This window comes from Shinella zoogloeoides (assembly GCF_030733845.1).
Classification (GTDB): Bacteria; Pseudomonadota; Alphaproteobacteria; order Rhizobiales; family Rhizobiaceae; genus Shinella; species Shinella zoogloeoides_C.
Map to the genome: position 1 here is coordinate 1,256,542 of NZ_CP132311.1, position 25,148 is coordinate 1,281,689.

The window sequence follows — 25,148 nt, forward strand, 5'->3', positions numbered from 1 at the left end:
ATGATACCGGAGGGGCATCCCCCTCATCCGGCCCTTCGGGCCACCTTCTCCCCGAGGGGAGAAGGGAAGTGGAAGCGTCTCGTTTTCCCCTTCTCCCCAGCGGGGAGAAGGTGCCGGCAGGCGGATGAGGGGGCGATTCCCAAGGACGGCCATAAGGAGAGAACAGCATGCTCGGAAAGGTCAACCACATCGCCATTGCCGTGCCGGACCTTGCCGCCGCCACGGCGACTTATCGCGATACGTTGGGCGCAAGGGTCTCCGCGCCGCAGGCCCTGCCGGAACATGGCGTGACGGTGGTTTTCGTGGAGCTGCCGAACACCAAGGTGGAACTGCTGGAACCGCTCGGTGAGGCTTCGCCGATCGCCACCTTCCTCGAAAAGTCGCCCGCCGGCGGCATGCACCATATCTGCTATGAGGTGGACGACATCCTCGCCGCCCGCGACCGGCTGGTGGCGAGCGGTGCGCGCGTGCTCGGCGACGGCAATCCGAAGACCGGTGCCCATGGCAAGCCGGTGCTGTTCCTCCACCCCAAGGATTTCCTCGGCACTCTGGTCGAACTCGAACAGGTGTGACAGCACGCCGCCTTTTCGGCGTTTGAACTTCCCGCGCGACCGGCGTACAAGACGCGCTGTCGCACGAGGACCGTCCATGCAGTTGTTTTCCTACTTCGCCGTCTATTTCATCGTCTGGTGGATGACGCTTTTCGCCGTCTTGCCCTTCGGGCTGAAGACGCAGGCGGAAGCCGAAGAGGTCGTTCCCGGCACGGTCGAGAGCGCGCCGGCGCGCTTTCGCGGCGGGCGCGTGGTGCTGATGACGACGGCCATTTCCGCCATCATCTACGTCGCCTGGTACATTTTGTCGGTGCGCCTTGGCTACGGCATCGACTCGATCCCGCAATTCATGCCGGACTTCAGGTAAGCGCCTGCCATAGAGATTAAGGGTGGCGCCTAAGCCGCAGGCAAGCCATTCCCTGTTTTCGGGCTGCTTTGGAAAAGTCTTCCGTTGGCCCGTTCTCCCGGTTGCTGTCCGAAAACCCGTTTCAACCGTATTTCGCGCGTGGTCCCGCACGTCTAACGAGGTTTTCCTTACCTAGCGTGAGGCGGAGTGTCGCAGAGAGAAGGATGTGCGCGGCTTTGACGCATGGACCCCCATGCGCAAATCGGCGAAGAAGCGGGGGCGGTCGGCAAAAGGCAAAAAAAAACAAGGCCAAAAGCCTTGTTTTACAGGTATCGCGTGATCTCTATCCGTTGTGCGGTGGCAGCGTCTGCGCGCGCCAAAGATCTGATCCTCCCAAGACTTGACCGCGAAATGGCAAGAATTTGTACTTCTTGCCTGTTTTGTGGACTGAAACTAGCCCAAAGCTTGGGCGTTGTCATCCGCTTTTTTTGCATTTTTGCTACAGTGGAATAAAATTTTTCCGTTGACAGGAGGCGCGCAATTTCCGTTATTGGCGCCCCCATTTTTCTGCCACATTTGTCCGGGCTGCCGCAGAGTCGTGGACGGTGCTTCGCGGCTTGGCTCCGTCGTGGCCAGCCGGGTTTCCTTCCTCCGGCGAAGCGTTTATGAACGCGTGAAAATCAACGTCATTTTGCCCGATTCCCCGAATAGGGCGGATCAGTCACCCTGGAACCCGATATGCGCCTTTCCCGCTTCTTCCTGCCCATCCTCAAGGAAAACCCCAAGGAGGCCGAGATCGTCTCCCACCGGCTCATGCTGCGTGCGGGCATGGTCAAGCAGCAGTCCCAGGGGATCTATACCTGGCTGCCGCTCGGCAAGCGCGTCCTCGACAAGGTGAACGCCATCATCCGCGAGGAGCAGAATCGCTCCGGCGCCGTCGAGCTTCTGATGCCGACGCTGCAATCCGCCGAACTCTGGCAGGAAAGCGGGCGCTATGACGCCTACGGCAAGGAAATGCTGCGCATCAAGGACCGGCAGGAGCGCCCCATGCTCTACGGCCCGACCAATGAGGAGATGATCACGGATGTCTTCCGCTCGTTCGTGAAGTCCTACAAGGACCTGCCGCTCAACCTCTACCATATCCAGCTCAAGTTCCGCGACGAGATCCGCCCGCGCTTCGGCACCATGCGCTCGCGCGAATTCCTGATGAAGGACGCCTATTCCTTCGACCTTAACCGCGAGGGCGCCGAGCACGCCTACAACCGCATGTTCGCGGCGTATCTCCGCACCTTCTCGCGCATGGGCCTGCGCGCCATTCCGATGCGTGCCGATACCGGCCCGATCGGCGGCAACCTCAGCCACGAATTCATCATCCTTGCCGATACGGGCGAGTCGGAGGTCTTCTGCCACAAGGACTTCCTGAATTTCGACGTTCCGGGCGTGGATACCGATTTCGAGGACGTGGCGGGCCTGCGCGGCATCTTCGACAAGTGGACCTCGCGCTACGCCGCGACCTCGGAAATGCACGACGCGCCGGCCTTCGAGGCTATCCCGGAAGGCGAGCGCCTGTCGGCCCGCGGCATCGAGGTCGGCCACATCTTCTATTTCGGCACGAAATATTCCGAAGCCATGGGCGCCAAGGTTCAGGGCCCCGACGGCAAGGAGCACACGGTGCACATGGGCTCCTACGGCATCGGCCCGACGCGCCTCGTGCCGGCGATCATCGAGGCCTCGCACGACGAGAACGGCATCATCTGGCCGAAGGCCGTCGCGCCCTTCGAAGCGATCGTCATCAACATGAAGTCGGGCGACGCGGCCTGTGACGCGGCCTGCGAAACCATCTACGGCGCGCTGCAGAAGGCCGGCGTCGATGTGCTCTACGACGACAAGGACGAGCGTGCGGGCGCGAAGTTCGCGACCGCCGATCTCATCGGCGCCCCGGTGCAGGTCATCGCCGGCCCGCGCGGCGTTGCCAATGGCGAAGTCGAGATCAAGGACCGCAAGACCGGCGAACGCGAGACGCTGACCATCGAAGCGGCCATCAACCGCCTGACATCAGGCAATTGATGCGGACCGGGGGCAACGGGAGGAACCATGGCTGACGCAGCGAGCGGTGTATCTGCAACGGAGGCGCCTGCCTTCACGAAAAGCCGCCCGTTCTCCGCTTTCGAGCGGATGGTCGCCTGGCGATATCTGCGCTCGCGGCGCAAGGAAGCCTTCATTTCGGTCATCGCCGGCTTCTCCTTCATCGGCATCATGCTGGGCGTTGCCACGCTCATCATCGTCATGGCGGTGATGAACGGTTTCCGCACCGAGCTGATCTCGCGCATCCTCGGCATCAACGGCCACATGATTGTCCAGCCGATCGACACGCCGCTGAACGACTATGCCAAGCTCGCCGAGCGGCTTTCCGCCGTTCCCGGCGTCACGATGGCGATCCCGCTCGTCGAGGGCCAGACGCTGGCCTCCGGCACGGCCGGGGCGGGCACGGGCGCGCTGGTGCGCGGCGTGCGCGCCGATGACCTCGCCAAGATGAAGGCCGTTTCCGATCACATCAAGGAAGGCGACCTCGTGGGCTTTGCCACGGGCGGGGTCGCGATCGGCGCGCGCATGGCCGAATCCCTTGGCCTCAGCGCCGGCGGCCAGATCACGCTCGTCGCGCCGGAAGGCGACGTCACGCCGCTCGGCGTGAACCCGCGCGTGAAGACCTACACGGTCTCCGCGGTCTTCGAGATCGGCATGTCGGAATATGACGCGTCGATCATCTACATGCCTCTGGAAGAGGCGCAGCTCTATTTCAACGCCGAAGGCATCGTGCAGTCGATCGAGCTGTTCGTCTCCAACCCCGACGATGTCGATGCGCTTCGCCAGCCGATCGAGGCGGCGGCCGAGCGGCAGATCTTCGTGACGGACTGGCGCCAGCGCAACCGCACCTTCTTCTCGGCGCTGGAAGTCGAGCGCAACGTCATGTTCATGATCCTCACGCTGATCGTGCTCGTCGCCGCGCTCAACATCATTTCGGGCCTCATCATGCTGGTGAAGGACAAGGGCAGCGACATTGCGATCCTGCGCACCATGGGCGCGACATCCGGCGCCATCATGCGCATCTTCTTCATGACCGGCGCGGCGATCGGCACGGTCGGCACCTTTGCCGGCGTCCTGCTCGGCGTCATCGTCTGCCTCAATGTCGAATCGATCCGGCAGTTCTTCTCCTGGATCTCGGGCACGACGCTGTTCAATCCGGAACTCTACTTCCTGAGCCAGCTTCCGGCCGACATGAACGTTGGCGAGACGGTTTCGGTCATCCTCATGGCGCTCGCGCTTTCCTTCATCGCGACGATCTTCCCCGCCTGGCGCGCCTCCAAGCTCGATCCGGTCCAGGCCCTGCGGTACGAATAGGAAAGAACGCCATGAACGCGCGCCTCGCTCTGGAACTCAAGGGCATCGAACGGCACTACGGCCAGGGCGAGACCCTGCTGACGATCCTCAAGGGGGCGGATTTCGCGCTGAGGAGCGGCGAGACCGTCGCGCTCGTCGCGCCCTCCGGCACCGGCAAGTCGACGTTGCTCCACATTGCCGGCCTGCTCGAAAAGCCGGATGCCGGCGAGGTTCTGGTCAACGGCCATTCCTGCGCCGCGCTTTCCGACGACCAGCGCACCACGATCCGCCGCGGCGAGATCGGCTTCGTCTACCAGTTCCATCACCTGCTGCCGGAATTCACGGCGCTGGAAAACATCATGATGCCGCAACTGATCGGCGGCCTCTCCAGGGCGGATGCGCGCGAGCGCGCCGCCCAGCTTCTCGACTACATGCGCATCGGCCACCGCGCCGATCACCGCCCCTCGGAACTATCCGGCGGCGAGCAGCAGCGCGTGGCCATCGCGAGAGCCGTCGCCAATGCCCCGCTCGTCCTTCTCGCCGACGAGCCGACCGGCAATCTCGATCCCGAAACCGCCGGCTACGTCTTCGAGGCGCTTGAGGCGCTTGCCCGGCAGTCGGGCCTTGCCGCGCTGATCGCCACGCACAATCACGAACTTGCCGGCCTGATGGATCGTCGCGTGACGATCGAGGACGGCCTTGTGCGCGAGCTCGCCTGAGCCCGCGCCGCCTGCCTCGTCACCCGCCTGTCTGACTAGTTGTCGAGCCCGCAGATCGAGCGGCCGATATCGTCCTTCCAGTCCTTGAGCAGCACGAACTGCGCCTTGCCGGCGACAGGGCCGCCGCTCGTCTTGCCCTTGCCCGTCAGGACATTGAGGTCGCATTCGGCCCCGGCGTCCGGGTCGGTCGTGTCGTAGGAGGAGAAGGTGTAGCCCGCGACGATGAAGTCGAAATTGCGGTAGGCGATGGTCAGCGACTGCCGCCAGCGCTCCCGGCCGATCGAATCGTTCTTCGTCGTCAGCGTGAAGGAGCCGTTGGCGAGCGCCGTCAGCTCCGGCTCCTGCCCGTACAGCGTCAGGCTGCCCCAGACGCTGTTCGGCAGGGATAGGGCGAGCGTCAGCCGGTTTTCCTCGGGCTTGGCGACATAGACATAGATCCCGTTATCATCGCCGCCGTCGTCGCCGGGCGTCGCCACCACGGCAAGATCCGGCGTGCCGTCCTTGTTCCAGTCGCCGCTCGCCATGGCGATGATGCGGTCCGCCGGAAAGTCGGCCGCCACCGCGGCAGCGGGCAGGGTGGCCGAAAGCAGAAGGGCGGCAATCCAAGGTTTCATTCTCTTTTCCTCCGTGTGGTGGACGCGACCTTATTGCGCGCGACGACGTCGGTCCAGAGGGCCTGTGGAAAGCTGTTGACATGGGAACAATAATAGAACAAAATGAAAACATAATAGGAAAGGGAGCCACAATGACCGATTTTCTTCGTGATCTTGCTGCATTCACCTCCATGGCCATGTTCGTCGCCACCTTCTCCGTCATCCTCTTCGGAATCTGACGGTCACCATTCAATCCCGCAACACTGCGACCGGCCACGCGCGTCCTGCGCGTGGAAATCGGTTACAACATGTAGAGATCTCTGGACGAGCCGGGTCCGAATCCGCTTAAGCTTCCAGCCTTGACCGGAAGGAAGACATGATGGCGGACGAAGCGCGGATGACGGACGGCGAGACGATTGGGCAAACGCCGGAATTCGTGCACCTGCGCGTGCATTCGGCCTTCTCGCTTCTTGAGGGGGCTCTGCCTATCAAGAAGATCATCGGAAAGGCGACGTCCGACCAGCAGCCGGCGATCGCCATCACCGACACGAACAACCTGTTCGCGGCGCTCGAATTTTCGCAGAAGGCGATCGGCGAGGGCATTCAGCCGTTGATCGGCTGCCAGCTGTCGATCGACATGGAGGACGAGGGCGACGGCGAGCGGCGCGGGCCTCAGGCCCAGCTTGCAAAGCTGCCCTCGATCGTCCTGCTTGCGGCGACCGACGCCGGCTATGCGCGTCTCGTCGATCTCGTCAGCCGGGCCTATCTCGGCGGCGAGGGCGGCCAGTCGGTTCGCATCGCGCAAAGCTGGCTCGAGGAAGAGGGTTCCGAGGGGCTTATCGCGCTGACCGGCGCGCGCGGCGGGCCTGTCGACATGGCCTTCCTCGCCGGGCAGCCCGCCGTGGCGCGGGCGCGTCTCCAGGCATTGAAGCGCGTCTTCGGCGACAGGCTCTATATCGAACTGCAGCGGCACGGGCGCTACGACAAGCAGCACGAGCGGCGCATGGTCGAGCTTGCCTATGCGCAGGACGTGCCGCTGGTCGCGACCAACGAACCGTTCTTCCCGGCGCCGGACGATTACGATGCGCATGACGCGCTGATGGCGGTGGCACACAATGCGATGGTGTCGGACGACAACCGCTTCCGCCTGTCGCCCGACCATTACCTCAAGAGCCGCAAGGACATGGCGAAGCTCTTTGCCGACCTGCCCGAGGCGCTGGAGAACACGATCGAGATCGCACGGCGCTGCTCCTTCGTGCTGAAGACGCGCGGCCCGATCCTGCCGCGGTTCACCGGTGCGACGGACGATCCGGAGGAGGCCGAGCGCGCCGAATCGGCGGAGCTGCGCCGGCAGTCGGTGGAAGGGCTCGAAAGCCGCATGGCGCTGCTCGGCCTGACGCCGGGCTATACCGAACAGGACTACCGCGAGCGGCTGGATTTCGAACTCAGCGTCATCGAGCGCATGAAGTTCCCCGGCTACTTCCTCATCGTTGCCGACTTCATCAAATGGGCCAAGCAGCAGGACATTCCCGTCGGGCCGGGCCGCGGCTCGGGTGCGGGCTCGCTCGTCGCCTATGCGCTCACCATCACCGATGTCGATCCGCTGCGCTTCTCGCTGCTCTTCGAGCGCTTCCTCAACCCGGAACGCGTCTCGATGCCGGACTTCGACATCGACTTCTGCCAGGACCGCCGTGAAGAGGTGATCCGCTACGTGCAGCAGAAATACGGCCGCGAGCAGGTGGCACAGATCATCACCTTCGGTTCGCTGCAGGCGCGCGCCGCGCTGCGCGATGTCGGCCGCGTGCTGGAAATGCCCTATGGCCAGGTCGACAAGATCTGCAAGCTCGTGCCGAACAATCCGGCCAACCCGACGCCGCTTCATAAAGCAATCGAGGAAGAGCCGAAGCTGCAGGAAGAGGCGGAGAAGGAGCCGGTCGTCGCGCGCCTGCTCGACATCGCCCAGAAGATCGAGGGCCTCTACCGCCACGCCTCGACCCACGCCGCCGGCATCGTGATCGGCGACCGGCCGCTCTCCAAGCTCGTGCCGATGTACCGCGATCCGCGCTCCGACATGCCGGTCACGCAGTTCAACATGAAATGGGTGGAGCAGGCGGGCCTCGTCAAGTTCGACTTCCTCGGCCTGAAGACGCTGACGGTCCTGAAGACGGCGGTCGATTTCATCCGCAAGCGCAACATCGAGGTGAAGCTCGAAAGCCTGCCGCTCGACGATCAGCTAAGCTACGAAATGCTCTCGCGCGGCGAAACGGTCGGCGTGTTCCAGGTGGAAAGCGCCGGCATGCGCAAGGCGCTGATCGGCATGCGGCCCGACTGCATTGAGGACATCATCGCGCTGGTGGCGCTCTACCGTCCGGGCCCGATGGAGAACATCCCGGTCTACAACGCCCGCAAGCACGGCGAGGAGGAGATCGAGTCGATCCATCCGATGATCGACCACCTCCTGAAGGAAACGCAGGGCGTCATCGTCTACCAGGAACAGGTGATGCAGATCGCCCAGGTCCTGTCGGGCTATTCGCTCGGCGAGGCCGACCTTCTGCGCCGCGCCATGGGCAAGAAGATCAAGGAGGAGATGGACAAGCAGCGCGCCCGCTTCGTCGAGGGCGCGGTGAAGAACGGCGTGTCCAAGCCGCAGTCCGATCTCATCTTCGACCTCCTCGCCAAGTTCGCGAACTACGGCTTCAATAAGTCGCACGCCGCCGCCTACGCCATCGTCTCCTACCAGACGGCCTATCTGAAGGCGCATTACCCGGTCGAATTCCTCGCCGCGTCGATGACCTACGATATGTCCAATACGGACAAGCTGAACGATTTCCGGCAGGATGCCGGCCGTCTCGGAATCGAGGTCATCCCGCCCTCCATCCAGACGTCCTTCGCCCATTTCGAGACCGGCGAGAACCGCATCTACTATGCGCTCGCGGCCATCAAGGGCGTGGGCGAGGCGGCGGTGCAGCACATCGTGCAGATCCGCGGCGATGCGCCTTTCAAGTCGCTCGAGGACTTCTGCACGCGCATCGACCCGAAATTCGTCAACCGCCGCGTCTTCGAAAGCCTCATCGTCGCCGGCGCCTTCGATTGTTTCGGCCATGACCGCGCCGCCATGATCGCCGGCCTCGACCGCCTGCTGGGCGCCGCCCAGCGCGCGCAGGAGAACAAGGCGAGCGGGCAGGGCGATATTTTCGGCATGGGCGCTGCGACAGGGCCGGAGGTGATCACGCTGCCCGCCTACACGCCCTGGCTCGCCTCGGAGAAGCTGCACCGCGAATTCCAGGTGCTTGGCTTCTACCTGTCGGCGCATCCGCTCGATACCTATGCGCCGATCCTCGCCAAGATGCGCGTGCAGACCTTCGGCGACTTTTCCGCCGCGGTGAAGCGCGGCGCCACCGCCGGCCGCCTTGCCGGCACGGTAACCTCGAAGCAGGAGCGCAAGACGCGCACCGGCAACAAGATGGGCATCGTCGCCTTCTCGGATTCCTCCGGCCAGTTCGAGGCGGTGCTGTTTTCCGAAATGCTCAACCAGTACCGCGACCTGCTCGAGGCGGGCAAATCGCTGGTGATGACCGTGCAGGCGGAAGAGCGGCCGGAGGGCATCGGCCTGCGCATCCAGACGCTGCGCTCGCTTGAGGAGGAATCGCTTCACACCCAGAAGGCGCTACGCGTCTATGTCCGTGATTCTGGCCCGCTGCGCTCCGTCGCGGCCCATCTCAACACCAAGGGCGACGGCCTCGTCTCCTTCATCGTCATCAAGGACAGCGGCCAGCGCGAAATCGAGGTGGAGCTGAACGAACGCTTCCGCATCTCCCCCGAAATCGCCGCCGCCATGCGCTCGACGCCGGGCGTGCTGGATGTGGAACTGGTCTGAGGGAGCGCCTCCGCTTTTGGACAATTCTCGGCACGATTGGAAGAAAGCCGGCATGCAGCGTGGTCGCATCATTCTATTGAACGGCACTTCGAGTTCGGGGAAAACAACGCTCGCCAAGGCTCTCCGGGCGGCAATGGCTGAACCCTTCTGCTACTACGCTTCGGACCAGCTCGCAGAGGGCGGTTTCCGGGCCATCAGACAAAAGGCGCGGGACGCCGGACTTCGGGATGAACGCGCCAGGTTCTTTGACGGCTTTCATCGCTCGATCGTCTCTTTTGCCGAAGCGGGCAATGATATCCTCGTCGAACATATCGTCGAGGAGTCCCACTGGGCTCAGCAGCTAAAGAACCTGTTCACGCCCTTTGATACTTTCTGGGTGGGCGTGCATGCCCCTCTTGCCGAGATAGAGCGGCGTGAGCGCGAGCGTGGCGACCGCGCGATCGGTGAAGCCCGGTATCACCTGAAAACGCACGACTACTGCCAATACGACATCGAGGTCGATACGACACAGCCGAGTGATTCCGTCGTGGCAACAATAATCGAGGCATGGCGCTCGCGCCCGTTGGCGTCCTCATAGGGCGCGAGGCTTTACCCTCGATTTCAGTTCACAACCGTAACTGAAGACTTCTTCTTTTTCTTCTTCTTTACCCTCTGCACCGCCGAGGCATCGGCCTTCTGCACCTTTCGCGTCACGGTGATGAAATCCGTGCCGTCGCCGGTTTCCGGGCCGAGGCCTATGTCGGAGATGGAGAGGGAGGCGCCTTCGCCCATCAGGCTGGAAATGCGGGTGCGCATGTCCTGCGGAATGTCGAAGCGGTCGAGCGTCCTGGCAATGGCGTCCGGTGCGGCTGCATCCGCCTCGGTGGTGATGCCGAGGCGCTTCAGCGTCGCGGGCGAAAGCTGGTTGTCCATGCTCACGCCATACCATTCGGCCTTGCCCTTGTCGGCATCGACCTCGCGGGCGAGCAGGAAATGGGTGCCTAGCGCGATGTGCGGATCACGGATGGTGATCGGCTCCTCGACGACGGGCTTGAACTTCTGGCGCACGAGGATCTGGCCGTTCGGCGGCGTGCCCTTGCCGGCCTTGGCATAGACGGCGGCGAGAAGTTCCGGCGTCACCATGCCGTCTTCCTTGAGGCCTTCGGCAAGCTGGAATGCGCGGATGGCCGTGACGGTCTGCTTGCCATGGCGCCCGTCCGGCACGCCGGCATCATAGCCGAGCGAGGTCAGCAGCGTCTGCAGGTCGATCAGCATCTCGCGTTCGCCGCGGCGGGTGATGAGGATGCGGATGGGGTCCTGCTCGGTTCTCTGGACGATCGGCGTCAGCACCGACGGCTTCGGATCGGTCATCGCCACTTCGACGCTCTTGCCGCCCGCCTCGATCAGGGCCGGGCGCAGGCCGGCATTAAAGAGCAGCGGCGTATCCGGCACCACGACGGAGGGCTTGAACAGCAGGGCATGCACGATGCGCTGCGGCGCGATCTCGCGGTCCGTGATCAGCACATGGCCGCCGCGCCGCGTGAGGCCGAACAGCGATTTGGCAAAATCGTTCGGCAGGCGGACACATCCGTGTGAGGCCGGATAGGACGGCACGCTGTTGGAGGCGTGCAGCGCTATGCCCGACCAGGTCAGCCGCTGCATGAAGGGCATCGGCGCGTTGTCATAGATGTTAGAAAAGTGCGAACGCTTCTTCTCGAGGATGGAGAAGATGCCCGTCGGCGTCGAATGACCGGCCTTGCCGGTGGAAACGCGCGAGGTGGCCACCACCACGCCGCCATCATAGATCTTCAGCTCCTGCAGGTCCTTCGAGACCATGATCTGCAGCGGGCCTTCCAGCGTTCCCCCGAGCGCGGTGGCGCAGCTCAGCATCAGGCCCAATATGCTCATGCCAGTCGCAAGGCGAAACTTCATGCTACCCATCCGTACGCAATACAAACCGGCAGGGAGCGTAGTGCATCTCGCTTAAAGAAGGCTTGATGCGTTTGGGTTACTGCCTGATCCCATGCCATCCCGATGCAGGGAAGAACGCCGGCTTGCCGGGATTTATTCGGTGGGATCGTCGATTTTTCCGGCGGTCTTGAATGTCAACTTTCCGTGAAAGCGCTCGGGGCCGGATTTGCCGAACGTATAGCCCGTCTCGACGCTCGCCTTGCCGAATTTGTCGCGCAGCATGTTCATTGCGGCCTCGGCCGCGGCGCGCCGGGCGGCGGCGGGATCGACAAGGTCCGGCGGGTCGGCGCGATCGGGATCGGCAAGATCGCTGACGCCGATGCCGATCAGCCGATACTTCGTGCCGTCCACCTCCTTGCGCAGCAGCTCCAGGCCGGTGCGGAAGATCCTGTCGGCAAGCATGGTCGGGTCTTCCAGCTTGCGGTTGCGCGTGCGGCTCTTGAAGTCGGCGGTCTTCAGCTTGAGCACGACCGTATGGCCCGAAATGCCGGATTTGCGCAGGCGTGCGGCGACCTTTTCACTAAGCCGGCGCAGATGCGTGACCAGTTCGTCATAGCCGCCGATATCGTCGAAGAAGGTGGTTTCCGCCGAAACGCTCTTGGCCGGGTCGTTCGGGTGCACCTCCCGGTCGTCCTGCCCGCGCGAGAGGTTGAAAAGCCGCTTGCCCATGATGCCGTAGCGGCGCATCAGGTCGGTTTCCTCCATGGTCTGGAGCTGGCCGACGCTGCGGATGCCGTCGCGCTCCAGCGTTTCGGCGAAGGCCTTTCCGACGCCCCAGATGAGGCGCACCGGCTTGTCACGCAGGAAGCCGAGTGCCTCGGCCTCGCCGATGACGGAAAAGCCGCGCGGCTTGTTGAGGTCCGAGGCGACCTTGGCGAGGAACTTGCAATAGGAAAGCCCTACCGAGAGGGTGATGCCGACCTCCTTCTCCACCCGCTGGACGAACCGTGCGAGCACGCGGGCAGGGGGATCGTGGTGCAGCCGCTCCGTGCCCTTCAATTCGAGGAACGCTTCGTCGATGGAGAGCGGCTGCACGAGCGGCGTCAGCTCCTGCATCATCGTGCGCACCTGGCGCCCGACGGTGACGTATTTCTCCATGTCCGGCTTGATGACGACGGCGTTCGGGCAGGCTTCCAGCGCCTTGAACATCGGCATGGCCGAGCGCACGCCGTGAATGCGCGCGACGTAGCAGGCCGTGGAGACGACGCCGCGCTTGCCGCCGCCGATGATGACCGGCTTGTCGGCAAGGTCCGGATTGTCGCGCTTCTCGATCGAGGCGTAGAAGGCGTCGCAATCGATATGGGCGAGCGTCAGGCTGTAGAGCTCGTCATGATAGACGAGGCGCGGGCTGCCGCAGGCCCGGCAACGGCGCAGGCCGGCGGGCTGCCCGGCAAGGCAGTCGCGACAGAAGCCCGGAAAACGCGTGGCGGCGATGCTCATGGTTGGGAACAAATATTGAACATCGCGACATTACTGCGTAAGTTCGTGAGTCTCAATAGTCGCTCGGGTCGAACGCATGACAGTACACAGGCAGGCATGGAGCCGCCTCGCGCGGCCGGCATATCAGAAATCGTCGTCGCCGGCAGGGCCGGAAAGCACCGCATGGGCGCGCACGACGGCCTCCGGCGTGACGCCCGTCGCCGCGCTGAAGGCAAGCAGCGTCGGCTCGTGTTCCATCAGGAAATCGACGAGGCCGGCGAGGAAGCCGGGATCGCCGACAGCATGGCGCACTTCCGACGGCGCGACGCCGGTGAGGGCGAGGAAACGGGAAAGCAATTCGGGTTCGCCCGCAAGCCAGCCGAGGATGGCGACGGCAGTTGCTTCCGCGTCCTGCAACGCGGGTGTATCTTTTTGGCTTTTCATCGTTTTTCCTCGGGAAATTTACCTTTTAATCAACCAAGTGACGCTAACGTGACTGCGGTCGGGCTGGGTGATTTCGGCTTGCCGCAACTTATCTATCTTAGGGCAGGTTGCAAGGCCGGTCAGAGGGACAGGGACAAACGATGCCCAAACAGGTCATGATTGTCGAGGACAACGAGCTCAACATGAAGCTCTTCCGGGACCTCATCGAGGCGTCCGGCTATACGACCATCCAGACCCGGAACGGTATGGAAGCCCTTGATCTCGCACGCAAACACCGGCCGGACCTGATCCTGATGGACATCCAGCTTCCGGAGGTTTCGGGCCTGGAAGTCACCAAGTGGCTGAAGGAGGACGACGAGCTGCACGTCATCCCGGTGATCGCCGTCACGGCCTTCGCGATGAAGGGCGACGAGGAGCGGATCCGGCAGGGCGGCTGCGAGGCCTATGTCTCCAAACCGATTTCGGTGCCGAAATTCATCGAGACCATCAAGACCTATCTCGGCGACGCATGAGGCGAAGAAGGGCATGACAGCACGCATCCTCGTCGTTGACGACATTCCGGCCAATGTGAAGCTGCTCGAAGCGCGGCTGCTGGCGGAGTATTTCGACGTGCTGACGGCCGAGAACGGCTACGACGCCCTGTCCATCTGCGAGCGCACCCAGGTCGATCTCATCCTGCTCGACGTCATGATGCCCGGCATCGACGGCTTCGAGGTCTGCGAGCGGCTGAAGGCCAATCCGCGTACCGCGCACATCCCCGTCGTCATGGTGACGGCGCTCGACCAGCCGTCGGACCGCGTGCGTGGCCTCAAGGCCGGCGCCGACGATTTCCTCACCAAGCCGGTCAACGACCTGCAGCTCATGTCGCGGGTCAAAAGCCTCGTCCGGCTCAAGACGCTGACGGACGAGCTGCGCATGCGCTCGGCGACCGCGCGCGCCATCTCCATGGAGGAGGGGCTGGATACCCATCTGGGCGACGAGCCGGGCGATGTGCTTCTCGTCGACGGGCGCGCCAGCTCGCAGGAGCGTATCGCGCGGTCCCTGAAGCCGATCGCCGACGTGACCTGCATGTCCGATCCGCAGGCGGCCCTGTTCCAGGCGGCCGAGAGCAATTACGAGCTGGTGATCGTCAACGCGAATTTCGAGGACTACGATCCGCTGCGCCTCTGCTCGCAGCTGCGCTCGCTGGAGCGCACGCGCTTCCTGCCGATCCTCCTGATCGCCGAACAGGGTCACGACGACCTCATCGTGCGGGCGCTCGACCTCGGCGTGACCGACTATCTCATGCGACCGATCGATCCGAACGAGCTGATCGCCCGCAGCCTCACCCAGATCCGCCGCAAGCGTTGCAACGACCGCCTGCGCGCCAGCGTGCGACAAACGATCGAGCTTGCCGTCACCGACGGCCTGACGGGGCTGCACAACCGCCGCTATCTCGACAACCACATGAAGCTCCTGATCGACCGAGCGTCCGCGCGCGGCCGGCCCCTCTCGGTCTGCATCACGGATATCGACCGCTTCAAGCTCGTCAACGATACCTATGGCCACGATGCCGGCGATGCGGTGTTGCGCGAATTCGCCAATCGGGTCCGCTCCGCCGTGCGCGGCGCCGACCTTGCCTGCCGCTATGGCGGCGAGGAGTTCGTGCTGGTCATGCCCGATACGTCCGCCGACATGGCGGCAGGGGTGGCGGAGCGCCTGCGCATGATCGTCGAGCAGGAGCCGTTCCGCGTTCCCGGCACGGACGTTTTCCTGTCAGTCACCGCCTCGCTCGGCACCGCGTCCATGCTGCCGGCGGGCGACAACCCGGACGCCCTGTTGAAACGGGCCGACACGGCGCTTTACGAGGCCAAGCGGTCGGGCCGCAACCGGGTCGTGGCCGCAGCCGCCTGAAACCGCCTCCGACCCCGGTTGTCCACAGGCCCGGGCGAACTTAGGCATTTACCTTAAATTTCGGGCGGTTGCCCCTGAGTGCCGATCTCCGGATGCCGTTGCGAAGCCATTTTTTCTTCGCTGCCGCTGTGGCGAAATTTAGCTATAAATCGTACCATTTATTTTTGACGATACTTATCAATGCGTTGTGTCTTATGCAACCTCGCCGCGTGCTGTCTCGCCATTTATAGAGGTTGCGAAGGTGATCGCTTAATGGTTGCAATCGATCGACGCGGTATTGTTGTCTTCTATAACGTAAATGCTGCTGTCTGGCACAGTTACAACCTTCCCGGTTAACTATGAGACAAGGAGCGGGGGCGTGAGCGTTAAGAATTCGTTGATTTTTTTTCTTTTTGGCGCGATGCTCAACTCATGGGCGGCAAATGAGCCCGCACAACCGGTTACCCCATGATGCTAGGTCCGCCGCATCTCCTGGGTCGTGGGGTCGGTCGGTCAGCTACGATAAAAACGGAATCCTCGTGCCGTCGTCGTGCCTGACCGACCCCCATTCGACGCCGCTCCCGGCAAGGGGGCGGCGTTTTTGATTCGGACCCGAATCGAAAATGCGAACCATTGCCAAACGAAAAGGCGCCGGACGTTTCCGTCCAGCGCCTTTGCGAACCTGTCAGGCTTCCAAGATTACTTGATCTTGGTTTCCTTGAATTCGACGTGCTTCTTGACGACCGGGTCGTACTTCGTCTTGGTCATCTTGTCCGTCATCGTACGGCTGTTCTTCGTTGTTACGTAGAAGAAACCGGTGTCGGCCGTCGACAGCAGCTTGATCTTGATGGTGGTAGCCTTGGCCATGGTCGTCCTGCCTTTATCAAAAACGAAGCCGCGGACAGCCAGTCTGCTCTACGGCTTAAATCTGCGCGGAAACTACAAATCGCGCCCGAAAAGTCAACCCCGTTTCGGGCGGAAAACAATCCGGGCGAGAGAAAGTACGAGGTAAAAGCCGAAGAAGGCGACGATCGCCCAGGCAAAACCGTCATTGCCGGAGACATCCATCGCTGCGCCGATCGCCTGCGGTCCGATCACCGTGCCGACCGCATAGCAGAAGATGAAGGCGGCGTTGGCGGCGGCGAGGTCCGCGCCGACGAGGCGCGAGCCGAGATGGCTGAGGCCGACGGTATAGAGGCCGGCCACGCAGCCGCCCCAGACCAGCAGCACGCAGGCCATCAGCAGCCAGTTGTGCGATATGACGGGCAGGGAAAGCGATCCAAGCAGGCCGATGGCGGCCATGATCGTAAGAAGCCGCCTGCGGTCGCGCATGCGGTCGGAGAGCATGCCGAGCGGAATCTGGAAGGCCATGTTGCCGATGCCCATGACCGTCAGCAGCAGCGCGGCCTGCGCCTCGGAGAAGCCGGCGCGGGTGGCGTAGATCGGCAGGAGCGAAAGACCGCCGACCTGCACCGCGCCGAAGATGAAGACCGCCGCGGTCGCTGTCGGCACGAGAAGGATGTAGCGCATGAAATGCAGCTCCGGCTTCTCGTCGATGATCGGGCTCTCATCGCGTGCGATGAAGATGGGGATGGCGGCAAGCAGGATGATGATCGCGCCGACCACGAAGGGCAGCGCGCCCTCGCTGCCGATCAGTGAGAAGAGCAGGGGGCCTGTCGCAAAGCCGAGCGACAGCACGGTGGCGTAGATGCCCAGCACGAGCCCGCGCCGGCGCGGTGGCGCTGCGGCGTTGATCCAGAATTCCGACAGGATGAAGAGCATGGTGGTCGCGCCGTGAAAGACGAGACGGAGCGGAAACCAGAGCCAGAAGTTCTCGATATAGTAGAAGCCGAGCCCGCTGATCGCGGCGAGCACGATGGCGCCGAGCATGATCGTGGAGGTGCCCCACGCATGGGCAAGGCGCGTCGTGCAGGGTGCCGCGACCATGGCTGCGACACCGGCCATGGCCGAGTTGATGCCGATGAGCGTCGAGGAGATGCCGCGCTTTTCCATGATGATGGAGAGAAGCGGAAGGCCGAGGCCCATGGCGATGCCGACTGCGGAAATGGCGGCGATGGCCGCAATGAGAGACCGCCGGTGAATTTTCTCCCCCGGGCCGGAAGTGCCGGATTGCGGCTGCGTCATATGCGGTTGATCCTCAAAGCAGATCTCTCAGGAAGCGCCCGCGCTGGGTATAGTACAGCGGCACGGCTCTTCCAAAGGGTAAAGTCCTGTCTTCCTGAATGCTTTTTTGAAGCTCTTCAAGGATCAATACGGTTATGTCGGGCATCTCGATGCCCTTGTGGTCAAAAATATCGACCCAGCGCAAATCTTCCAGCTCATGGCTGGCGGTCGCGCCGGCCGGATCGATGTCGGCTTCGTCGGTGAAAAGCGTGAAGAAGCGCGTATCGAACCGCCGCACCATGCCGGCGGGTGTGATGGCGCGTGCAAGGAAGCGGAGGTGGGAGAGATCGGGCTGGAAGGGAAGCGCGCCCGCGGCGGGTTCGGCCAGCGGCGTGCCGACCGTGATGCCGGCTTCCTCGTAGAGTTCGCGGATCGCCGCAACGCCGAGCGCGCGCAGGCGCGAATCGGAACAGCGCGTCCCTGTCTTCAGGGCCAGCCTCTCGCAGGCGAGCGCGTTCAGCGGCTGGGCGACGGGAACGAGGCGGTCGGTAGCGTCGCGCCGGCCGCCGGGAAAGACATAGACGTCGGGCATGAAGACATGCTTGCTGCTGCGCCGACCGACGAGCACCCGCACGCTTGCGCCCGACCGGTCGAGAAGCAGGATGGAGGCCGCATCGACGGGCCGGACCGTTGTCATGCCGTCCGGTCGCCGTAGGTGGTTGCCGCGTCCGTGTCCGGCTCCCCCGGCTTGTCGCCGAAGCCGTGCATCTTCAGCGCCCATTGCAGGCCTATGGCGCCGCCCTTGATGGGCTGCAGGAGCAGGAGTGACAGGACGATGGTGATCGGCGCCCAGATCGCCAGATGCTGCCAGGTAGTGAGCGGCCAGATGAGGTCCGTCGCCATGTAGCCGCCGAGGACGATGTGTCCGACGATGGTGATGACGAGATAGGGCGGCAGGTCGTCGGCGCGCTGGGGCGTATAGTCCTCGCCGCAGGCCGCGCAATGATCGACGGGCTTCACGAAGGAGCGGAAGAGGCGGCCGGTGCCGCAGGCCGGGCAGCGGTTCAGCATGCCGCGCTTGATGGCGCGGCCGAGCGGGCGTTCGGCCGGCGCGGGGGCGTTGGTGTCGCCGAAATGCACCGGGCTGCCGGTGGTCTCGTTCGCCTGCATTGTCGTTCCTTCCTGCCGGCGCATCTGCACCGGCCTAGCGTCTTCCCCTGGGCGGGCGCGTGCCCGGCTGGCGATGCGCCACGCTGCCCTTGCGTCGGCCTGACTTGTGGAAGGAGCGCACCGCCGTCGGCATCTTGCGCCCCTCGCTGATCATGTCGAACCGGAGCGCGCCGGCAAGCGGCACCGCTTCTGCGAGCTTCACGCGCACCTCATCGCCAAGACGGTAACCGAGCCCGGTCTTTTCGCCGGACAGCGCCTGATGGGCCTCGTCATAGATGTAGTAGTCGCGTCCGAGCATGGATATAGGCACGAAACCGTCGGCACCATAGGCGGGCAGGGTGACAAAAAGTCCCGCCTTGGTGACGCCGGAGACGCGTCCGTCGAACTCCTCGCCGATGCGCCCGGCAAGATGGTGCGCGATGAGGCGGTCCACCGTGTCGCGCTCGGCCGCCATGGCGCGGCGCTCGAAGGTCGAGATTTCCGCCGCGATATCGTCCAGCACGGCCTCTTCGTCCGGCGTGATGCCGCCTTCGCCGAAGCCGAGCGAGCCCACCAGCGCCCGGTGTACGATCAGGTCCGCATAGCGGCGGATCGGCGAAGTGAAGTGGGCGTATTTCATGAGGTTGAGGCCGAAATGGCCGATGTTCTCCGGGTTGTAGATCGCCTGGCTCTGCGAGCGCAGCACCATCTCGCTCACCATCTGCTCGAAGGGCTTGTCCTTCGCCTGCGAGAGGATGCCGTTGAAATGGTTGGCGCGCATGTTGCCGCCCTTCACCAGCGAGATGTCGAGCGTCTGCAGGAACTCGCGCAGCGTCTCCTGCTTGGCGAGCGAGGGCGCGTCGTGCACGCGGTAGACCAGGGCCTGCTTCTTCTTCTCCAGCGTCTCGGCGGCCGCGACGTTCGCCTGGATCATCATCTCTTCGATGAGCTTGTGCGCATCGAGCCGCGGCGGCACGACGACCCGGTCGACGGTGCCGTCCTCCTTGAGGAGGATCTTGCGCTCGGGCATGTCGAGCTCGAGCGGCTGGCGACGGTTCCGGCCGACCGTCATGATGCGGTAGGCTTCCCACAGCGGCTTCAGGATCGTCTCGAGGATGGGGCCGGTCTTGTCGTCAGGCGCGCCGTCGATGGCGGCCTGCGCCTGTTGGTAGGAGAGTTTCGCCGCGCTCTTCATCATGATGCGGTGGAAGGTGTGGCTCGCCTTGCGGCCTTCCTTCGAGAAGACCATGCGCACGGCGAGCGCCGGACGATCCACGCCCTCCTTGAGGGAGCAGAGGTCGTTCGAGATGCGCTCCGGCAGCATCGGCACGACGCGGTCCGGGAAATAGACCGAGTTGCCGCGCTTCAGCGCCTCGCGGTCGAGCGCCGATTTCGGCCGTACATAGTAGCTGACATCGGCGATGGCGACGGTGACGATGACGCCACCGGGATTGTCGGGCGACGTGTCCGGCTCGGCGAAGACGGCGTCGTCATGGTCCTTGGCGTCGGCCGGGTCGATGGTGATGAGGGGGAGGCTCCGCCAGTCCTCGCGGTGCGACATGGTCGCGGCGCCGGCGGCCTCCGCCTCGCGGATCACCGCATCGGGGAAGATGTAGGGAATGCCGTGGGCGTGGATGGCGATCATCGAGATCGCCTTTTCCGAAGCGACCGAGCCGATCACGCCCTTGATCTGCGCGCGCGGCAGGCCGAAGCGGCCCATGCGCACGACGTCGATCTCCACCAGGTCGCCGTCCTTGGCGCCCGCCGTGAACTCGGCATCGACCTCCATCTCCTCGCCGCGCCGGTCGATCGGCATGATGCGCCCGCCGCCGCCCGGCTGAGCGCGGAAGACGCCCATGCCGGAATTCTTCTTCTTGTCGAGAACCTTGATGATCCGCGCCGTATAGGCCGGCCCGCCACGCTCCTTCGCCGGGAAAATCTTTGCGAGCACCCGGTCGCCGAGCCCGCCGACGGGCGCCTTGTCCTTGCGCGCGCCGCCCGACTGGCGGATCAGCACGGCGGGCGCGACGCCGGCATCGTCGAGCCATTCCGCCGGGCGGCCGATCAGTTCGCCGTCGACGTCGCGCGTCGTGATGTCGAGCACGGCGACGGGGGGCAGGGCGCCGGGGCGAACGAGCGACTTGCGGCGCTTTTCCAAGAGTCCGTCTTCCTCGAAGGACTTCAGCAGCGCCTTCAACTCGACGCGCGCCTCGCCTTTCAGGCCGAACGCCTTGGAAATCTCGCGCTTGGACGCCTGTTCCGGATGATCCGCGATGAAGCGCAGCAGCACGTCGCGCGGCGGGACGACACCGTGGATGATCGGGCTATTGTCTGCCGGCGGCAGGTCACGATCCGCGCGGCCGGGCCGCTTGGAGTGTCCTGCCCGGCCGCGTGGTTCTCTTGTCATGCCGTCAGGCCTTCTTTGCCTTGGATGCGGTTTTCGGTTTCGCCGCGGCTTTCGCCTTCGGTTTCGTCGCCTTGGCGTCGTCCGACTTGGCGGCCTTGGTGGTCTTCGCCGCTTTCGCCTTGCCCTTGGTCGGCGTCTTGCCGGCCTTGTCGGCGATCAGAACGAGCGCTTCCTCCATCGTGACGCTGTCGGCGGCCTTGCCCTTCGGCAGGGTCGCATTGACCTTGCCCCAGTTCACATAGGGACCGTACTTGCCGTCCCGCACCGTGATCGGGCCGCCGTCCGGATGATCGCCGAGCGTCTTCAGCGCGGCCGGCGTGCCGCGCGAGCGTCCGCCCGGTCCCTTCGACTGCTTGTCGGCAATCACGGTCACGGCCCGGTTGAGGCCGATCGAGAACACGTCCTCGACGGTTTCGAGATTAGCGTAGCCGCCGTCATGCAGCAGGAACGGCCCGTAGCGGCCGATGCCGGCGGAGATCATCTTGCCGCTTTCCGGATGCTGGCCGATGTCGCGCGGCAGCGAGAGCAGGGCGAGCGCCTTCTCATGGTCGATGCTTGCCGGCGTCCAGCCCTTGGGCAGGCTGGCGCGCTTGGCCTCCTTGCCGTCGCCGCGCTGGACATAGGGGCCGAAGCGGCCGGAGCGCAGGGTGATCTCTTCGCCCGTATGCGGGTCCTTGCCGAGGCTCTGCGGCTCGTTCGAGGCGGCGGCCTCCGCATCCGAGCCGTTGTCGGCGGAAAGCTGGCGGGTGAAGTTGCATTCCGGATAGTTCGAGCAGCCGACGAAGGCGCCGAACTTGCCGAGTTTCAGCGACAGCTTTCCGGTGCCGCAGACCTGGCAGACGCGCGGATCGCTGCCGTCTTCCCGCTTGGGGAAGACGAGCGGCGCGAGTTCCTCGTTGAGCGCGTCGAGCACGTTGGTGACGCGCAGTTCCTTGGTGTCCTCGATCTGGGAGAAGAAATCCTTCCAGAAGTCGCGCAGAACCTGCTTCCAGTCGAGTTCGCCGGCCGAGATCTTGTCGAGCTTTTCCTCGAGATCCGCCGTGAAGTCGTATTCGACATAGCGGGTGAAGAAGCTTTCGAGGAAGGCCGTGACGAGCCGGCCCTTGGCTTCCGGGATAAGCTTGCGCTTGTCGATGGTGATGTATTCGCGATCGCGCAGCGTGGCGAGCGTCGCGGCATAGGTCGACGGGCGGCCGATGCCGAGCTCTTCCATCTTCTTGATGAGCGAGGCTTCGGAATAGCGCGGCGGCGGCTCGGTGAAGTGCTGCGTGGCATTCACCTTCTGCTTGGCGACCGCTTCGTTGGCGTTGATTTCCGGCAGGCGGCCGTCCTCGTCACCGTCGTCGGACTGTTCGCCGTCTTCCTTCTGGTCCGTATAGGCGGCAATGAAGCCGTCGAAGCGGATGACCGAGCCGGTGGCGCGCAGGCCCGCCCTGTCCTTGCCGTTTGCCGCCTCGATCTCGACCGTCGTGCGCTCGATTTCGGCAGAAGCCATCTGGCTGGCGATGCCGCGCTTCCAGACGAGGTCGTAGAGCCGCAGCTGGTCCGGATCGAGATAGCGCTTCACCTGGTCGGGCGTGCGGTCGAAGGAAGTCGGGCGGATCGCCTCGTGCGCTTCCTGGGCGTTCTTCGCCTTGGTGGAATAGAGGCGGGGCTTTTCCGGCACGTAGCGCGCGCCGAACTGTTCGGCGACGGCGCGGCGGGCCGCGTCGATCGCCTCGGGCGCCATCTGCACGCCGTCGGTACGCATATAGGTGATGAGACCCACCGTCTCGCCGCCGATGTCGATGCCCTCATAGAGCTTCTGCGCGACCTGCATGGTGCGCGAGGCGGAGAAGCCGAGCTTGGACGAGGCCGCCTGCTGCAGGGTGGAGGTCGTGAAAGGCGGCGACGGGTTGCGCCTGGTCGGCTTGGCCTCGACGCTTTCGACGCGATAGGAAGCGCCGTCGAGCAGCGTCTTCAGGCGGTTCGCCTCCTCGCCGTTGCCGATCGCCTTCGGCGCCAGGCGCTTGCCGTCGGCCGAGACGAGGCGGGCCTCGAACTCATCGCCGCGCGGGGTCTTCAGCAGGGCGGAAAGGTTCCAGTATTCCTCCGAGACGAAACGCTCGATTTCCGCTTCCCGGTCGCAGACGAGGCGCAGCGAAACCGACTGCACGCGGCCGGCCGAGCGGGCGCCCGGCAGCTTGCGCCAGAGCACCGGCGACAGGTTGAAGCCGACGAGATAGTCGAGCGCACGGCGGGCGAGATAGGCATCGACCAGCGCGATGTCTATGTCGCGTGGATTGCGCATGGCATCGAGCACCGCCGACTTGGTGATGGCGTTGAAGACGACGCGCTGGACCGGCTTGTCGCCGAGCACCTTCTTCTTCTTGAGCACATCCAGAACATGCCAGGAGATCGCTTCACCCTCGCGATCCGGGTCGGTTGCGAGAATGAGGCCGTCGGAGGATTTCACCGCGTCGGCGATATCCTTGATGCGCTTGGCCGAGGCGCTGTCCACTTCCCAGGACATTTCGAAGTCTTCGTCCGGACGAACGGAACCGTCTTTGGCCGGCAGGTCGCGGATATGCCCGAAGGAGGCGAGCACCTTGTAGCCGGGGCCAAGATATTTGTTGATCGTCTTGGCCTTGGCAGGCGATTCCACAACTACAACATTCATCGTCATTTCTCTGATACCGGGTGCCGCGCGGTTGGATGGGCGGCGAAAGAGGGGCGTTCTGCGCCGAAAAGTCGTGTTTCGACATGAACAGGGAAAGCGTTCGGGTCAAGAGGTAGGGGTGAAATAAGTGGATACAACGCGATACAACCAAAAAGAGCTAAATTAATGGATGCACTTATTGGTGCAATTGACATATGATAAAATACAACCAAAGAGAGTGAATTGGGTTGTTGCAATTATAAATAATCGTTGTATCGTCTTTGGGGTACAGGAATCACAACTTGCGGATGATTCCAAGTCATGGATGCAACGGGGAAGCCATGAACCCAAAACCAACCAAGCCCGCCCTTCCGCCACACACGGCCGAAGAGAACATTGCCTACATTCGTCAGATGCTGGGCGAGTTGCGTACCGTCGCGCATAATGAAGGTGCCGACATGCTGCGCTACTTTATAGAGATGGCTTATGTCGAAGCCGGCGATATCCTGGCCGGCTTCCGGCCTGTCTCACTCCGGAACGATCGAGACGCCCCCGCTGGCATGTCGCTGAAGCCGACCGGCAAGGTCAAGCTCTAGGAGAACGAGATAAACGGTCGCGGCCGCGATGCCGGTATGGCGGATGATCTCGTCTATTTCGGCCGGCACCTGGCTCAGCGCCTCCGCGATCCGCTCCCGCTCGCCCTCGCTGGGCGGGAGCCGCAGGGCAGGGGAAATGTCCTCATCCGGTTCGCCGGCACCCGGGCGAGGGGTAAAGAGATCCGGCTGCGAGAGCGGCCGTAAGCCTTCCAGCACATCGTCGGGCGTCGTGGTGATCGTCGCGCCGTCCTTTAGAAGGCCGTTCGTTCCCTCGCAGCGCGGATCGAGCGGCGAGCCCGGCACCGCAAAGACCAGCCGGCCGAAATCCGCCGCATTGCGCGCTGTGATCAAGGAGCCGGAGCGCAATGCGGCTTCCACCACAGCCAATCCGAGCGACATGCCGGCGATCAACCGGTTGCGGCGGGGAAAATCCCGCGCCCGAGGCTCCCAGCCGAAGGGCATTTCGCTGACGGCGAGGCCCTGGCCGTCGGTCAGTTCGTCCAGCAGGTGGATATTTTCGGGCGGGTAGGGCTTGTCCAGGCCGCCGGCCATTGCCGCGATCGTGCCGGTGTCGAGGCTGGCACGGTGGGCGGCCGTATCGATGCCGCGGGCGAGGCCGGAGACGATGGAATAGCCGACGCGGCCGATCTCCCGCGCCAGCAGGCCTGCGAACTTCATGCCGGAGATCGAAGCATTGCGCGCGCCGACGATGCCGACCGCCGGTGCCGCTGCCACCTTGAGGTTGCCCTTGACGGCGATGAGCGGCGGGGCGCCGTCGATCTGGCGCAGCAGCGGCGGATAGTCCGGCTCGCCGATGCCGACGAAGGCCGCGCCGTGACGTTCGGCGATTTCCAGCTCCCGCTCCGCATCCGCCTTGCCGGCGACGCGGATGTTGCGCGAAGCGCCGCCGCGGCGTGAAAGTTCCGGCAGCATTTCCAGCGCCGTCTCCGCACTGCCGAAATGATTGATGAGTTCGCGGAAGGTGACCGGCCCGACATTGTCGCTGCGGATGAGGCGCAGCCAGGCGATCCTCTGTCTTTCCGTCAGCGCAATTCCCCGTGTCCCTGCGCTGCGGTCGTCCATGG

21 protein-coding genes are annotated in these 25,148 nt (G+C 63.9%); 10 read left to right on the plus strand and 11 right to left on the minus strand.

Features of this window, described 5'->3' with window-relative positions; all coding sequences use genetic code 11:
- Positions 1 to 167: 167 nt before the first annotated feature.
- The 5 genes from mce to Q9316_RS07190 all read left to right on the plus strand — a co-directional run bounded on the left by mce (position 168) and on the right by Q9316_RS07190 (position 4,994).
- Positions 168 to 572 carry a methylmalonyl-CoA epimerase gene (gene mce, locus Q9316_RS07170; protein ID WP_306034527.1) on the plus strand — a complete coding sequence of 135 codons (405 nt, stop codon included), beginning with the start codon at positions 168 to 170 and terminating at the stop codon, positions 570 to 572.
- A 76-nt stretch (positions 573 to 648) separates the two neighbouring features.
- A complete protein-coding gene (locus tag Q9316_RS07175; protein ID WP_306034528.1) occupies positions 649 to 918 on the plus strand; it encodes a DUF1467 family protein in 270 nt (89 codons plus the stop codon).
- 717 nt (positions 919 to 1,635) lie between these two features.
- On the plus strand, positions 1,636 to 2,964 hold the full coding sequence (proS, locus tag Q9316_RS07180; protein WP_306034529.1) for a proline--tRNA ligase: 1,329 nt from the start codon (positions 1,636 to 1,638) through the stop codon (positions 2,962 to 2,964).
- Positions 2,965 to 2,991: 27 nt separating this feature from the next.
- Positions 2,992 to 4,296, plus strand: a complete 1,305-nt coding sequence (locus Q9316_RS07185; RefSeq protein ID WP_306034530.1) for a lipoprotein-releasing ABC transporter permease subunit — start codon at positions 2,992 to 2,994, stop codon at positions 4,294 to 4,296.
- A gap of 11 nt (positions 4,297 to 4,307) precedes the next feature.
- A complete protein-coding gene (locus Q9316_RS07190; RefSeq protein WP_306034531.1) occupies positions 4,308 to 4,994 on the plus strand; it encodes an ABC transporter ATP-binding protein in 687 nt (228 codons plus the stop codon).
- A gap of 35 nt (positions 4,995 to 5,029) precedes the next feature.
- Here the strand turns inward: Q9316_RS07190 and Q9316_RS07195 are convergent, their stop codons facing one another.
- Positions 5,030 to 5,608, minus strand: a complete 579-nt coding sequence (locus Q9316_RS07195; protein WP_306034532.1) for a hypothetical protein — start codon at positions 5,606 to 5,608, stop codon at positions 5,030 to 5,032.
- Positions 5,609 to 5,984: 376 nt separating this feature from the next.
- Here Q9316_RS07195 and dnaE point away from each other — a divergent pair, with 376 nt between their 5' ends.
- Positions 5,985 to 9,464: a DNA polymerase III subunit alpha gene (gene dnaE / locus Q9316_RS07200; protein ID WP_371877993.1), complete on the plus strand. Its 3,480-nt coding sequence runs from the start codon at positions 5,985 to 5,987 to the stop codon at positions 9,462 to 9,464.
- Positions 9,465 to 9,516: 52 nt separating this feature from the next.
- A complete protein-coding gene (locus Q9316_RS07205) occupies positions 9,517 to 10,041 on the plus strand; it encodes a chloramphenicol phosphotransferase CPT family protein (protein ID WP_306034533.1) in 525 nt (174 codons plus the stop codon).
- A gap of 23 nt (positions 10,042 to 10,064) precedes the next feature.
- Here Q9316_RS07205 and Q9316_RS07210 read toward each other — a convergent pair whose 3' ends face one another.
- The 3 genes from Q9316_RS07210 to Q9316_RS07220 all read right to left on the minus strand — a co-directional run bounded on the left by Q9316_RS07210 (position 10,065) and on the right by Q9316_RS07220 (position 13,277).
- Positions 10,065 to 11,375, minus strand: a complete 1,311-nt coding sequence (locus tag Q9316_RS07210; RefSeq protein ID WP_306034534.1) for a L,D-transpeptidase family protein — start codon at positions 11,373 to 11,375, stop codon at positions 10,065 to 10,067.
- Positions 11,376 to 11,507: 132 nt separating this feature from the next.
- A complete protein-coding gene (locus tag Q9316_RS07215; protein WP_306034535.1) occupies positions 11,508 to 12,854 on the minus strand; it encodes a DNA polymerase IV in 1,347 nt (448 codons plus the stop codon).
- Positions 12,855 to 12,977: 123 nt separating this feature from the next.
- Positions 12,978 to 13,277, minus strand: a complete 300-nt coding sequence (locus tag Q9316_RS07220; protein WP_306034536.1) for a DUF3572 domain-containing protein — start codon at positions 13,275 to 13,277, stop codon at positions 12,978 to 12,980.
- Positions 13,278 to 13,417: 140 nt separating this feature from the next.
- Between Q9316_RS07220 and Q9316_RS07225 the strand changes: the two genes are divergently transcribed.
- Together Q9316_RS07225 and Q9316_RS07230 are read left to right on the plus strand one after the other, a co-directional pair.
- Entirely contained in the window at positions 13,418 to 13,789 is a 372-nt protein-coding gene (locus Q9316_RS07225; protein WP_003547430.1) for a response regulator, read from the plus strand.
- Between the two features lie 13 nt (positions 13,790 to 13,802).
- Positions 13,803 to 15,170, plus strand: a complete 1,368-nt coding sequence (locus tag Q9316_RS07230) for a PleD family two-component system response regulator (RefSeq protein WP_306034538.1) — start codon at positions 13,803 to 13,805, stop codon at positions 15,168 to 15,170.
- Positions 15,171 to 15,848: 678 nt separating this feature from the next.
- Here Q9316_RS07230 and rpmG read toward each other — a convergent pair.
- The 6 genes from rpmG to topA form a co-directional block, all read right to left on the minus strand.
- The gene (gene rpmG / locus Q9316_RS07235) at positions 15,849 to 16,016 is read right to left on the minus strand and encodes a 50S ribosomal protein L33 (protein WP_023512792.1); all 168 of its coding nucleotides are present in this window, start codon (positions 16,014 to 16,016) and stop codon (positions 15,849 to 15,851) included.
- Positions 16,017 to 16,109: 93 nt separating this feature from the next.
- Positions 16,110 to 17,294 (minus strand): MFS transporter, encoded by a 1,185-nt coding sequence (locus tag Q9316_RS07240; RefSeq protein ID WP_306034539.1) that lies wholly within the window; start codon positions 17,292 to 17,294, stop codon positions 16,110 to 16,112.
- Positions 17,295 to 17,307: 13 nt separating this feature from the next.
- Positions 17,308 to 17,970 carry an NUDIX hydrolase gene (locus Q9316_RS07245; RefSeq protein WP_306034540.1) on the minus strand — a complete coding sequence of 221 codons (663 nt, stop codon included), beginning with the start codon at positions 17,968 to 17,970 and terminating at the stop codon, positions 17,308 to 17,310.
- Positions 17,967 to 18,443, minus strand: a complete 477-nt coding sequence (locus tag Q9316_RS07250) for a DUF983 domain-containing protein (protein WP_306034541.1) — start codon at positions 18,441 to 18,443, stop codon at positions 17,967 to 17,969. The genes Q9316_RS07245 and Q9316_RS07250 overlap by 4 nt, the downstream gene beginning before the upstream one ends.
- A 34-nt stretch (positions 18,444 to 18,477) precedes the next feature.
- Positions 18,478 to 20,829, minus strand: a complete 2,352-nt coding sequence (gene rnr, locus Q9316_RS07255; protein ID WP_306034542.1) for a ribonuclease R — start codon at positions 20,827 to 20,829, stop codon at positions 18,478 to 18,480.
- Positions 20,830 to 20,833: 4 nt separating this feature from the next.
- The gene (gene topA / locus Q9316_RS07260) at positions 20,834 to 23,488 is read right to left on the minus strand and encodes a type I DNA topoisomerase (RefSeq protein WP_306034543.1); all 2,655 of its coding nucleotides are present in this window, start codon (positions 23,486 to 23,488) and stop codon (positions 20,834 to 20,836) included.
- A 320-nt stretch (positions 23,489 to 23,808) separates the two neighbouring features.
- Here topA and Q9316_RS07265 point away from each other — a divergent pair, with 320 nt between their 5' ends.
- Entirely contained in the window at positions 23,809 to 24,063 is a 255-nt protein-coding gene (locus tag Q9316_RS07265; RefSeq protein WP_306034544.1) for a hypothetical protein, read from the plus strand.
- On the opposite strand, the gene dprA is transcribed toward Q9316_RS07265, so the two are convergent.
- Positions 23,995 to 25,146 (minus strand): DNA-processing protein DprA, encoded by a 1,152-nt coding sequence (gene dprA / locus Q9316_RS07270; RefSeq protein ID WP_306034545.1) that lies wholly within the window; start codon positions 25,144 to 25,146, stop codon positions 23,995 to 23,997. The genes Q9316_RS07265 and dprA overlap by 69 nt on opposite strands.
- Positions 25,147 to 25,148: the final 2 nt, after the last annotated feature.